This is a genomic window from Pseudomonas amygdali (genome assembly GCF_002699855.1).
In the GTDB taxonomy this organism is placed as follows: Bacteria; Pseudomonadota; Gammaproteobacteria; order Pseudomonadales; family Pseudomonadaceae; genus Aquipseudomonas; species Aquipseudomonas amygdali.
Genome location: NZ_LKBW01000270.1, coordinates 1 through 11,998, shown reverse-complemented (window position 1 = coordinate 11,998; position 11,998 = coordinate 1). Strand labels below are relative to the sequence as shown.

Below are 11,998 nucleotides of genomic sequence, written 5' to 3'. Positions count from 1 at the left end.
CAGCTCGCTGCGGGCCTTGTAGGTATCGAACAGGCCACGCAGTTGCCAGTCGCTGTTACTCAGTGGCTGAAGCAGAACGGTATCGGAAAGACCGCTGTCCGCCTCGTTGGAGGGCGCCGGTTCACGGAGGAGAACCCGCTGGGTCTTGCGTTGCTCCAGGCGCCAGATATGTTGAAAGTCCTGAGTTGGCTGGCTTGCCAGGTCCTTCAAGGCGTCGGGTGCCATGCGTAGCGCCCAGTAATAGCCGCTAATGCCACCGCCTTGGCGAATCAGTATATAAATCTGTTTGACGTCTTCGGTGACGGTGTAGAAATAGGGGTGGCCTTGGGCCTTTTTCATGGCCTGTCGGAGAAACTCTCCGTCGCGGGATGCCTCGGCGCTGTCACCGACAATGTCACCCGTCGGGTTCAGCCGCGCGGCGCTGCGCAGCGCGGGCAGGGCAGTACGGAGGCTTGCCAGTGCCGTCGGCTGCTCCAGCCGGTCTCCGGAGGATTGCGCCTCGTCCAGCAGGTTCATGGCGATTTGCGCCTTGAGTGCCATGTTCAGACTCATCCGGTCGGAAAGCTGGATGCTGTACTCCAGGCTGCGCTGACGCTGGCGTTCCTGAGTCTGATGAAACTGCTCGATCAATTGCCAGAACAGCAGTGCAAGCACCACCAACACCAGCGCGGCCAATATACCTTTCACTGAGCCGCGCAAAGGCCTGGTCGCACTGTCTGTAGCGACACTGGATGACGGCAGAGGCGTTGAAGTGGGCAAATCGTTGTTCCTGACTGCTGGACTGAAGCAGCGATGCTTTATGTAAAATGAGCGGGCCGCCCAAAGAGGGCGGCTAGCATGCCTTTACTTGTGGCAGAGTGCCAGCCCCATTGGGCCGGATCGTTTGCCCTGCACGCTGCATTCGGGTAGCTTTGCGCAACGCGTGGTATCCACCGACTCCTGCATGAGTGACTCCACTTTTTGCAATATCGACCAGGCTTTATATGTGTCAGCACGGCCCCGATCTGTTTCTGCCTGGGTTCATTCAAGGCTCGGAACGGTCTCGCGGCAAGTCTTGCGGACAAATAAAAGCTTTTTTCCGGCCGGAGCTTTAAGCTCGCGTTCTAAATCGGTCCTCATCACAGACGCTAGGTTTTCATTTCATGGCTCAATACGTCTACACCATGCATCGGCTGAGCAAAGTTGTGCCGCCGAAGCGTGAAATCCTGAAAAACATCTCTCTGTCTTTCTTCCCCGGCGCCAAGATCGGCGTGTTGGGTCTCAACGGTTCAGGCAAGTCCACGCTGTTGAAAATCATGGCTGGCGTCGACACCGAGTTTGACGGCGAAGCACGTCCGATGCCCGAGCTTAATGTGGGTTATCTGCCGCAAGAGCCACAACTTGACCCGAACAAGACGGTCCGTGAAGTGGTTGAAGAGGCGGTCAGCGTCATCAAGGACGCCCAGGCGCGTCTTGATCAGGTTTACGCCGAATATGCCGAGCCGGACGCTGATTTCGACAAGCTGGCAGCCGAGCAGGCCAAGCTTGAAGCGATCCTGCAGGCCAGCGACGGTCATAACCTGGAACGCCAGCTGGAAGTAGCCGCCGACGCACTGCGTCTGCCCGCCTGGGATGCGAAGGTTTCGGTCCTGTCGGGTGGTGAAAAACGCCGTGTTGCGCTGTGCCGCCTGTTGCTCTCGGCACCAGACATGCTGCTGCTCGACGAACCGACCAACCACCTGGATGCCGACTCTGTCGCCTGGCTGGAGCATTTCCTGCACGACTTCCCGGGCACCGTGGTTGCGATCACGCACGACCGTTACTTCCTGGATAACGTAGCCGGCTGGATTCTGGAACTCGACCGCGGTGCGGGTATTCCTTACGAGGGTAATTATTCCGGCTGGCTTGAAGCCAAGTCCGACCGTCTGGCTCAGGAGTCCAAGCAACAGACCGCCCACGAAAAGGCCATGAAAGACGAGCTGGAATGGGTCCGCAAGGGCGCCAAGGCGCGTCAGTCCAAATCCAAGGCGCGTCTGCAACGCTTCGAAGAAATGCAGTCGCAGGAATTCCAGAAGCGCAGCGAGACCAACGAGATCTATATCCCGGCCGGTCCGCGTCTGGGCGACAAGGTCATCGAGTTCAAGAACGTTACCAAGGGCTACGGCGACCGTGTGTTGATCGACAACCTGTCGTTCTCCATGCCTAAAGGCGCCATCGTTGGCGTGATCGGCGGTAACGGTGCCGGTAAATCGACCCTGTTCCGCATGCTGATGGGCACGGAACAGCCGGATTCGGGCAGCATCGAAGTTGGTGAGACCGTGCAACTGGCCTGCGTGGACCAGAGCCGCGATGACCTGGACGGCAGCAAATCGGTGTTTCAGGCGGTGTCCGACGGTTCCGATGTGATCCGTATCGGCAACTATGAAATCCCGTCGCGCACCTATGTTGGCCGCTTCAACTTCAAGGGTGGCGATCAGCAGAAGTTCGTCAAGGACCTGTCCGGTGGTGAGCGTGGCCGTCTGCATCTGGCGCTGACCCTGAAAGAGGGCGGCAACGTGCTACTGCTCGACGAACCGTCCAACGATCTTGACGTTGAAACCCTTCGTTCGCTGGAGGAAGCGCTGCTGGACTTCCCGGGCGCCGCCATTGTGATCTCCCACGATCGGTGGTTCCTTGACCGTGTGGCGACGCATATCCTGGCGTACGAAGACGATTCGCAAGCGATCTTCTTCGAGGGTAACTACACCGAGTATGAAGCGGATCGCAAGAAACGTCTGGGCGAAGCCGCTGCCCAGCCGCATCGTGTGCGTCACAAGAAGCTGGCCTGATCAGCGTTTAGGCACGCGCCGTTCCTGATCGGGAACGGCGCTGCCGTTATTGTTCATCAGCACGCTTTAAGCATCCGGCTCGATAAGCAGTATTTCAATCGATTGATTTCCCGCCGGCCGCTCCCACACCACTTCATCGCCTTTCTGCGCACCGATCAATGCACGTCCCAGTGGCGAGCCCCAGTTGATCAGCCCTTTGGCGGCGTCCGCCTGATCCTCCCCGACCAGATGCACGCGCTGGCGGTTGTCTTCTTCATCCGCGAACGTGACCCAACTGCCAATTTGTACCTTTTCGGTCGACACGGCCGTCGTTACAACCTGCGCACTTTGCAGGCGCTGGGTGTAGTAACGCAGGTCGCGTTCAAGGTCAGCCTGGCGCTGTTTATCGGCGGCGTCTCCCAATGCAGTTTGCGCACTGTGCTGCGCCTGCAGGCTGCTGACGTGCTTCTTGAGCAACTTCAGGCCCTCGGCGGTGACGTAATTGGTCTGTGCGCTGACCAGCCGCTCTACCGGTTGCTCGTCATCGGCGGCAGCGTTGTCTTCGTTTACAAATGCGCGGCTCATGAGGTGTCCTCCCTAATGAGCTTTGGGCCACAAGAGGGCATCATTGGTTTCGTCGATCTTCCCGCGTGCGTCAGTTTGGGCGATAGGCCTTGGCTGCACTGCGGGTCTTTTCCCGCTCCCAGGCACGATCACGATCGTTGAAGACCTGGCCGGGGTCGAGTCGGTCGCTGTTATCCTGCGAGGCCTGACACTGGCGAAAACCGTTAGTCCAGCCTTGGGCGTAGAGCTTGTCCTTCAGATAGCGGGGTACGTTTTTTCTGAATTGACCGGTGCTGGCACCTGCTGCGTCCCTGCCACTGCTGCAACCATCCTGATAACCGTCTGCAAAACCCGGCGGATAACCCTCGGCCAACATCTGGTCACGGGTGGACTGACAACCTGCCAGCACGATGGCCAGCGACAACAACACCCAATACCGCTTCATGGTGGTTCCCTCTACTTATGAGAGGAGTCTAGAAGGTAATTTGTGAGTTATTTGTAAAAGCGATGTAGGGAATAAGTGATTGCAGCGTGCCTTTATTTTGAGCCAGCGCCGCCCGCAGTTTTTGCACTCATCCTGTCAGTAGTGATACCACTTCACCTCAAGCATCACTTCGTTCTGCGGCGAGCTCATCTGGCTGAACTCGCGTTGGGCGCTCAGGCGCAGGCCGAGGTTGCGCGACAGCTCCCACTGCTGATTGAGGCTGACGCTGCGGCGTACTTCGCCGTTGGTGAAGTAGTCGCCCTTGGCTTCCAGGCTCAGGTTGCCCAGCGGGTTGCGCCACAGTAAGCCAGTGTTGAAACCAGCAGCGGGGGAGATGAATTCGGCGAAGTCGTTGTTGTGCTCGACGCGCACGGTGCCCAGCGCAAAGCCCAGCACTTCGTCGCCCAATTGCCAGGTACCGCCACCACCACCGTTGACGTGGCTGACAAGGTTTTCATCGCCATGTTTGCCAAGTACCCGTTCCAGCCCGCCGGTGACTTGCCATGACCAGGGTTTCAGCAGCTCGGTACGCGGGGTCAGGGAGCGAATGGTGGCCAGGTCCAACTGCTGAACTTGCCAGTCGTTACCTTCGTATTGGCGCACCTTGAGCTGAAGAATCTCGATCTGCGCACCCAGCGGAAAGCCGTAAGCGTTGTCGTTCAGGTCGTGATAGGCCATGCGCAGGCCATATTCGGCGAACGCTTTGTCACCGCGTGTGCCCGCACCCAGTTGCCAGGTACGTGATTCGTGGCCTTCTTCCGGCAGGCCGGGGCGCGGGATGTCCAGCTGTGGCGGCGGGTTCTGATTGATCGCCTGCAGCAACTCGAAACTGCGTTGCGAGCGCTGCGTGTCGCGTTCAAGCCCGTTGGCGCGGTAGCGCTCCAGACGGTAGGCCGCGTCCTGAATCAACGCGCGTCGTTCTTTCGGCTGGGCGAGGTACTCGCTGTTTTGCAGTTGTTTCTGATCGGCGCTGACTTTCAGCACCCACTGTTGTTCGTCGGCATCAAGGGGCTCGGCGCGGCTCAGCAATTCCCGCTCGCGAGAAGGGCGATAGTCGATCTTTTCAACCAGCCCTGCGGCTTTGATCGCCTTGACCGTATCGGTCGGGATCGCAGTCAGCCCGAATTGCTCGGTGAGATTCAGCCCGGGTCGTGCGACCTGCAGCAATTCCAGCAGACGGTACGAGCAGTTTTCGTCGAAGAAGAAATAGCTGAAGCGAATCTGTTTCAACTCCCAGACATGTTCAACCATGCGCCCGGTTTCTTCCGGGGTAAGGTTCAGACGGTATTCCCACAGGTCACGGTTTTCCAGGCTGCGGTATTCCGAGAGCTTTTCCTGATAGGGCACCAGCGCAAACAATCCAGGGTAGCCGCCAGCCAAGCCTTTCCAGGCATACAGAATGCTGTTGTCCATGCCTTCAATGTAGGCACCGAAGTTGATCGCATAGCTGAGTAACGTGGTGTTGTTGGTTTTCGCGCTGGCCGGATCGATGCGCAGTAACGTGTGGCCGAACATCGACGAGGGGCTATTGAGGTACGCGGCCGGAAAAATCAGTACGGTGCTGTCCGGTGCCACATCCTTGTACCAAGCCTTGAACTCTTTGCAGTCCGGCGTCGGCAGGTCAGTCAGTTGCAACTGGTCGCGCAGCCAGCGGGTGCGTGCTGGGTATATACACTGGGCGTGGGTCTGTTCGTTGGTTACGGGGGCGTATATGGCGTCAAGTGTCGCGCTCAATTCCGCCTTCGGTTCGTGTGCACCGTCCGCAGCGAGAAAGAATTTCGGGTCTGTCACATAGCTGCGCCAACCGCCGAGCTTGCCTGCCTCGTAGTGACCCAGTGAAATCCAGAACGGCTCATTGGCCAATTGTTGCAAACGGTCAGCGGTAGCATGAGGTGCCGCAGACAAGGGGGCACAGACAAACAGCGCCAGCGAGACAAGACGTTTGAGCATAGAGGGCAACTAGTCAAGAGAAGTCAGGAAAGTTGATCCCGCCTTTTGCGATGAAAAGGCGGGCGAACGACTTTAAGCCTGGGTAGCGTACTTGGCCAGAGTCGGATCGTTTTTCAGAACGTTGACGGTGTTGGTGTGAACGTCTTCAGCGGTGGCGTCGGCCTTGCTGAAGATTTGCGAGAAGTGCTCGTGAGTGACCGCAGCGAAGTGCTCACGATCTTCTGGTGCAACGCCCAATACCACAGCGTAGGTAGTCAGTGCTTCGCCCTGACCCATCGCCATGTCCTTGGAAAGTTCATCCATCATGCCGTTCATGGCAAGCCAGGATTTACCGCCGTAAGTCAGTGCGCCGTTGGTCGAGCAGCCGTTGGTACCGGAGGTCATGCCGAAGGTGGCGTTACCCGAGGTGCCGTTGGTGGTTGAGGCCAGGAAGTGAGCTGGAGTGCCGCGTTGACCTTCAAACAGCATGTTGCCCCAGCCGCAGTCCGGACCGCCTGGCGCTTGAGCCATAGCGTTGATGGATACAGCGGCGAAGAGCGTTCCAAGAAGAATCCGTTTCATAGCTTTTTCTCTTTTTAGTTCAGCCAAGGGTCGAGTTTCTTGAGTAGTCACATCAAGACAGACGGCCAACCAGCAACCACCTGTGCAGTTTGGAGCTTAGGCGGGTTCCAAGGGTTCCGTGAGCTATTACAGATTATTGCCGAAAATAGAAATTTTCCGGGCAGCGGGCTACGGCTTTAAGGCTGTAAGTGCCTTTCGGTTTTTCCTGCCTTGCAAGTCTTGTACGGCGAGCGCCAGAATGCCCACATCTGCCCCGCCTGATGTAAGGATTACTGATGCCCGATTCTGTCGCAGCCAACCTACGCCTGGCGCCACATGCGCTGACCCGTCCGTTTTCCGCTGAGCAGTTCAGCTTTGCGACCACTAACGAGCTTGAACCCTTTCGCGGTGTACTAGGCCAGGAGCGTGCCGTAGAGGCCTTGCAGTTCGGCGTTGCCATGCCGCGCCCCGGTTACAACGTATTTGTCATGGGTGAACCCGGCACTGGCCGCTTTTCGTTCGTCAAACGCTACCTCAAGGCTGAAGGCAAGCGGATGAAGACGCCTTCGGACTGGGTTTACGTCAATAATTTCGATGAGCCCCGCGAGCCCAAGGCGCTGGAACTGCCGCCGGGCACTGCGCATGAATTCACGGCCGACATCGGTGGCCTGATCGATAACCTGTTGGTGACCTTTCCGGCGGTTTTCGAGCACCCGTCCTATCAGCAGAAGAAAAGCTCGATCGACCGTGCGTTCAATCAGCGCTACGACCGCGCACTGGATGTGATCGAGCGCCTGTCGCTGGAAAAGGACATCGCGCTGTATCGCGACAGCTCCAATATCGCCTTCACGCCGATGGCCGATGGCAAGGCGCTGGACGAGGCCGAGTTTTCGCAGTTGCCCGAGGCTGATCGCGAGCGTTTTCACGAAGATATCTCCGCCCTTGAGGAACGCCTCAACGAAGAGCTGGCCAGCCTGCCGCAGTGGAAGCGTGAGTCGAACAACCAGCTTCGTCAGTTGAACGAAGAAACCATAACGCTGACCTTGCAGCCATTGTTGGCACCGCTCTCGGAAAAGTACGCCGAGAACGCTGCGGTCTGTGCGTACCTGCAAGCGATGCAGGTGTACCTGCTCAAGACCTTGGTCGAGCAACTGGTCGACGATGCCAAGACCGACGCTCAGGCACGCAAGTTACTGGAAGAGCAGTACAGCCCGAGCCTGGTGGTGGGAAATACCCGCGACGGCGGCGCGCCGGTGGTTTTCGAGCAGCATCCTACGTATGACAACCTGTTCGGGCGTATCGAATACAGCACTGATCAGGGCGCGCTGTACACCACGTATCGCCAGTTGCGGCCCGGTGCGCTGCATCGCGCCAATGGGGGGTTTCTGATTCTGGAAGCCGAAAAAATGCTCGGCGAGCCGTTCGTCTGGGACGCGCTGAAGCGCACCCTGCAGTCGCGCAAGCTGAAGATGGAATCACCGCTGGGCGAGCTGGGGCGCGTGGCAACCGTGAGCCTGACGCCGCAGGTTATTCCGTGGAACGTCAAGATCATCATCATTGGTTCGCGCTCGCTGTATTACACCCTGCAAGACCTCGATCCTGACTTTCAGGAGATGTTTCGGGTACTGGTCGATTTCGACGAAGAAATTCCGATGGTCGATGAAACGCTCGAGCAATTCGCTCAGTTGCTGAAAACCCGAACGTCAGAAGAGGGCATGGCACCTTTGACCGCCGATGCGGTGGCGCGACTGGCAACCTACAGCGCTCGACTGGCTGAACACCAGGGGCGTTTGTCGGCGCGTATCGGCGATCTGTTCCAGTTGGTCAGCGAGGCAGACTTCATCCGCCAGCTGGCCAGTGACGACAAGACCGACGCCGGGCATATCGAGCGAGCGTTGAAGGCCAAGGCCACGCGCACTGGGCGGGTTTCCGCGCGGATTCTCGATGACATGATGGCGGGTGTGATCCTCATCGACACTGACGGTGCCGCGGTCGGCAAATGCAACGGCTTGACGGTTCTGGAAGTCGGTGATTCGGCGTTTGGCGTGCCTGCGCGTATTTCCGCCACGGTCTATCCGGGTGGCAGCGGGATTGTCGACATCGAGCGCGAGGTCAATCTTGGCCAGCCGATCCACTCCAAGGGCGTGATGATTCTCACCGGTTACCTGGGTAGCCGTTACGCTCAGGAATTCCCGCTGGCGATATCAGCCAGTATTGCGCTTGAGCAATCCTACGGTTACGTGGACGGCGACAGTGCGTCGCTGGGCGAGGCCTGTACGCTGATTTCAGCGTTGTCGCGCACACCGCTCAAGCAGTGCTTCGCAATCACCGGTTCCATCAACCAGTTCGGCGAAGTGCAGGCGGTGGGCGGGGTCAACGAGAAAATCGAAGGCTTCTTCCGTCTTTGTGAGGCTCGTGGGCTGACGGGCGAGCAGGGCGCTATCATTCCGCACGCCAACGTCACCACGCTGATGCTGGATGAGCGTGTGGTACAGGCCGTGCGTGACGGGCAATTCCATATCTATGCGGTACGTCAGGCCGATGAGGCCTTGAGCCTGCTGGTCGGCGAGCCTGCCGGTGCGCCTGACGAGAATGGCGAGTTTCCGGAAGGCAGCGTGAATGCACGTGTGGTCGAGCGCTTGCGCGACATCGCGGAAATGCTCAGCGACGAAGACCTCAAGGAAGAGCTGGAGAAGGAGCCAGCCCAGTTACAACCTGAACTGAAGGTCTGACAACGGCGCTAGCCGGGCGGTGCTGAAACCGTCCGGTATTGCGTTCACCAGCGATCCGTTCATCAGGGATATTTCCTGCGGGACGGTTTTCTTCTAATCTTGATCATGACCGCAGTGGCCAATCGGATTGGCGCACATCCTGCTTTGCCAGACGGATGAATACTGTTGCTGATCAGGAGCGCATCATGCAGCGTAGCCTTTGCCTTACCCGAGAATGCATGGGGCTGATGACCCGCATCGAATGTGTCATTCGGCCTCTTCCCCACGATGGTGGACAATGGATGGTGCTCTTCGCAGCCGGCATGGCTGAAGAACAGCCCTCTGCGATCAAATCCCAAGGACCGTTCAACGGCCTGCCAGCGGCGCAGGCGGTATTGACGAGAATTATCGAGAGCCTATCGCTGCATGGTTATCAATGCGCCGATGATGTACCGATATGGACCTTGCATATTCAAGCCGAACTGCGACGCATCAACAGTGGCATGATGGTGTGTGAGCGCTCATCGCTTTTCTAGCCAGTCTGCGCTACGCATGCCGGTCTCCTGACAGTGCATATATGTGCGCTGTGCGATATTTTGTCGCATCTCCAGAGCAGCGCGTTACCGCTGATATACTCGCCCGCTCCTTCAAAACACCTTGCGAGTATCAATGGAACGTTTTTTTGAAAATGCCATGTACGCATCGCGCTGGCTGCTGGCGCCGATCTATTTCGGTCTTTCCCTTGGGCTGCTGGCGCTGTGTGTGAAATTCTTCCAGGAAATCTTTCACGTCATCCCCAACATTTTCTCGCTGGCCGAAGCTGATCTGATTCTGGTGCTGCTGTCGCTGATCGACATGGCGCTGGTGGGTGGTTTGCTGGTGATGGTGATGATTTCCGGCTACGAGAACTTCGTATCGCAGCTGGACATCGATGAGGACAAGGAAAAGCTCAACTGGCTGGGCACCATGGATTCGTCTTCGCTGAAGATGAAAGTGGCGGCCTCCATTGTGGCAATTTCCTCCATCCACCTGCTGCGGGTATTCATGGATGCCACCAACATCAAGCCTGAATACCTGATGTGGTACGTGATTATCCACATGACCTTCGTGATATCCGCGTTTGCGATGGGCTATCTGGACAAGGTCACCAAGCACTAAGGCGACGCGCGATGAAAGGGGCGGGCGTTATCGTTTCTGGCATGTCGGCGCTGTGTGTTGTAAAACGTCCGTTCCGATGCATCAGGCATTTGCGCAGGAGGTTCGATCATGAATTATCAGGAATTTATCGAACACGCCCAGGCCGGGCGGGTCGATGAGCTGAACCTGATCTCCATCGAAGGCGGCATCTATCTGCTGGATGTGCGCATGAATGGCACTTCGGTGATGCTCAAGGACCCGGCAGGCAAGACCCTGCATCTTCGCTCGGTGGAGCATGCGCGGGATTTGCTCAAGGACATACCGGTGGTGCCTTTTTACCTGGTCCATTGTGTGGTCCATGACGAGCTGTGCGGCATGCCGGTCAATGACCGCTCTGAAATGCGCCTGCCGATCTCGTTTCATTCCTCCTGGTCCTGATCGCCAGCAGCGTATTGCTGCTGCGGTAGGGGCTGTAGCGGCAATTGTGCTAGGCTGCTCGGCCTTTTGGTTCGGGGCGCATCAGCGTATAGCGTGATTGCCGTTCAGGTTTTGCGCGATACCGACTGCGTGCCCCTCTGCGGAGCAGTGTCATGTCCGAAGTCAATCTGTCCACCGACGAAACCCGCGTCAGCTACGGCATTGGCCGTCAGTTGGGCGATCAGTTGCGCGACAACCCGCCACCGGGTGTCAACCTGGAAGCCATCGTGGCAGGCCTGCGTGATGCATTTGGCGGTCAGCCAAGCCGTGTGGGTCAGGAAGAGATGTCCGCCAGCTTCAAGGTCATCCGTGAAATCATGCAGGCCGAAGCGGCCGCCAAGGCTGAACAGGCTGCGGGTGCCGGCAAGGCTTACCTGGCTGAAAATGCCAAGCGCGAAGGCGTGACCACGCTGGCCTCGGGTCTGCAATTCGAAGTGCTGACCGCTGGCGCTGGCGCCAAGCCAACCCGTGAAGATCAGGTGCGCGTGCACTATCACGGTACGCTTATCGACGGTAACGTCTTTGACAGCTCCTATGATCGTGGCGAGCCTGCGGAATTTCCGGTCAGCGGCGTGATTGCTGGCTGGACCGAGGCGCTGCAACTGATGAACGCTGGCAGCAAATGGCGTCTGCACGTACCGAGCGAGCTGGCTTACGGCGCTCAGGGCGTGGGCAGCATCGCACCGCACAGCGTGCTGGTGTTCGACGTGGAACTGCTCGACGTTCTGTAATCGACCCAGTCGATCCAGAGGGTCGCTGAACGAATCGCGCTGATTCGTTCAGCGGCGGGGTTGTGCTGATGCTCCATGCTCAGTGCAACTCACCCATCGGGCGCAACGCCCGCGCATAGCAGAACAGAAACAGGTTTCTCACCAGCTCCTTGAGCACCAATGGCTCGCTGGAACTCAAACTGCACACATCCAGATCGCCCTGATCGCGTAACTCCTCCAGCGCTTCCTCTTCCAGTACGGCACACACTTCCCCCGTCTCGCGGTGGAGTATTCTCAGGTAAGGGTGAGGCCGGTCCAGTCATGCATCGATCAAATAGGTCATGTCTCATCTCCTGTGCAAGTAAGATGAGAATAATTCTTATCGGTATAATAGCAAGGCACTATTGAGATTAATTCTCATTTTTCGCTGAGTGGTTGATCCAGGTTAGTGGATGTTCAGGAAGGGTTGGACGCAGAGCGTCCAGAACGGCATGCGACGCAGAGCGTCGCACGATAGTCGCCAATTAAGCTTATCGTCCCTCACGCTCTGGTATGACCCCCGAAGGTTGGACGCAACCTTTGGAGGCGTCATGGGTAAATATACAGTGCAGGCAAAACTCGCAGCCGTGAAAGAATATT

The 11,998-nt window shown here is 57.8% G+C and carries 11 protein-coding genes; 6 read left to right on the top strand and 5 right to left on the bottom strand.

The annotated features are described in order from the left end of the window. Positions 1-1,142 precede the first annotated feature (1,142 nt). A complete protein-coding gene (gene ettA / locus AO277_RS18130) occupies positions 1,143-2,807 on the top strand; it encodes an energy-dependent translational throttle protein EttA (RefSeq protein WP_044318487.1) in 1,665 nt (554 codons plus the stop codon). 66 nt (positions 2,808-2,873) lie between these two features. Here ettA and AO277_RS18125 read toward each other — a convergent pair whose 3' ends face one another. The 4 genes from AO277_RS18125 to AO277_RS18110 form a co-directional block, all read right to left on the bottom strand. Next, positions 2,874-3,371: a GreA/GreB family elongation factor gene (locus AO277_RS18125; RefSeq protein WP_044318488.1), complete on the bottom strand. Its 498-nt coding sequence runs from the start codon at positions 3,369-3,371 to the stop codon at positions 2,874-2,876. Positions 3,372-3,441: 70 nt separating this feature from the next. Then, entirely contained in the window at positions 3,442-3,795 is a 354-nt protein-coding gene (locus tag AO277_RS18120; RefSeq protein WP_044318489.1) for a lipoprotein, read from the bottom strand. A gap of 135 nt (positions 3,796-3,930) precedes the next feature. After that, entirely contained in the window at positions 3,931-5,784 is a 1,854-nt protein-coding gene (locus AO277_RS18115; RefSeq protein ID WP_044318490.1) for an Lnb N-terminal periplasmic domain-containing protein, read from the bottom strand. A 72-nt stretch (positions 5,785-5,856) separates the two neighbouring features. Then, positions 5,857-6,345, bottom strand: a complete 489-nt coding sequence (locus AO277_RS18110; RefSeq protein WP_002555221.1) for a DUF3015 domain-containing protein — start codon at positions 6,343-6,345, stop codon at positions 5,857-5,859. 275 nt (positions 6,346-6,620) lie between these two features. On the opposite strand from AO277_RS18110, the gene AO277_RS18105 reads away from it, so the two are divergent. The 5 genes from AO277_RS18105 to bamJ all read left to right on the top strand — a co-directional run bounded on the left by AO277_RS18105 (position 6,621) and on the right by bamJ (position 11,380). After that, positions 6,621-9,056 (top strand): Lon protease family protein, encoded by a 2,436-nt coding sequence (locus AO277_RS18105; protein ID WP_005733673.1) that lies wholly within the window; start codon positions 6,621-6,623, stop codon positions 9,054-9,056. Positions 9,057-9,241: 185 nt separating this feature from the next. Further along, positions 9,242-9,571 (top strand): PA4575 family protein, encoded by a 330-nt coding sequence (locus tag AO277_RS18100; RefSeq protein ID WP_044318491.1) that lies wholly within the window; start codon positions 9,242-9,244, stop codon positions 9,569-9,571. A 133-nt stretch (positions 9,572-9,704) separates the two neighbouring features. Then, positions 9,705-10,193, top strand: a complete 489-nt coding sequence (locus AO277_RS18095) for a TIGR00645 family protein (protein ID WP_002555217.1) — start codon at positions 9,705-9,707, stop codon at positions 10,191-10,193. 108 nt (positions 10,194-10,301) lie between these two features. Next, entirely contained in the window at positions 10,302-10,610 is a 309-nt protein-coding gene (locus tag AO277_RS18090) for a DUF6482 family protein (protein ID WP_005733678.1), read from the top strand. A 152-nt stretch (positions 10,611-10,762) separates the two neighbouring features. Beyond that, positions 10,763-11,380 carry a BamJ family beta-barrel-assembly machinery protein gene (gene bamJ, locus AO277_RS18085; protein ID WP_002555215.1) on the top strand — a complete coding sequence of 206 codons (618 nt, stop codon included), beginning with the start codon at positions 10,763-10,765 and terminating at the stop codon, positions 11,378-11,380. 79 nt (positions 11,381-11,459) lie between these two features. Here the strand turns inward: bamJ and AO277_RS18080 are convergent, their stop codons facing one another. Then, positions 11,460-11,678 (bottom strand): hypothetical protein, encoded by a 219-nt coding sequence (locus tag AO277_RS18080; protein ID WP_236691228.1) that lies wholly within the window; start codon positions 11,676-11,678, stop codon positions 11,460-11,462. Positions 11,679-11,998 lie beyond the last annotated feature (320 nt).

Excerpts from the sequence above, each read along its gene's own strand:
- AO277_RS18110 (WP_002555221.1), bottom strand. The coding sequence starts at position 6,345 with ATGAAACGGATTCTTCTTGGAACGCTCTTCGCCGCTGTATCCATCAAC.
- AO277_RS18105 (WP_005733673.1), top strand. The coding sequence starts at position 6,621 with ATGCCCGATTCTGTCGCAGCCAACCTACGCCTGGCGCCACATGCGCTG.
- AO277_RS18090 (WP_005733678.1), top strand. The coding sequence starts at position 10,302 with ATGAATTATCAGGAATTTATCGAACACGCCCAGGCCGGGCGGGTCGAT.
- bamJ (WP_002555215.1), top strand. The coding sequence starts at position 10,763 with ATGTCCGAAGTCAATCTGTCCACCGACGAAACCCGCGTCAGCTACGGC.
- AO277_RS18100 (WP_044318491.1), top strand. The coding sequence starts at position 9,242 with ATGCAGCGTAGCCTTTGCCTTACCCGAGAATGCATGGGGCTGATGACC.
- AO277_RS18125 (WP_044318488.1), bottom strand. The coding sequence starts at position 3,371 with ATGAGCCGCGCATTTGTAAACGAAGACAACGCTGCCGCCGATGACGAG.
- ettA (WP_044318487.1), top strand. The coding sequence starts at position 1,143 with ATGGCTCAATACGTCTACACCATGCATCGGCTGAGCAAAGTTGTGCCG.
- AO277_RS18095 (WP_002555217.1), top strand. The coding sequence starts at position 9,705 with ATGGAACGTTTTTTTGAAAATGCCATGTACGCATCGCGCTGGCTGCTG.
- AO277_RS18120 (WP_044318489.1), bottom strand. The coding sequence starts at position 3,795 with ATGAAGCGGTATTGGGTGTTGTTGTCGCTGGCCATCGTGCTGGCAGGT.
- AO277_RS18115 (WP_044318490.1), bottom strand. The coding sequence starts at position 5,784 with ATGCTCAAACGTCTTGTCTCGCTGGCGCTGTTTGTCTGTGCCCCCTTG.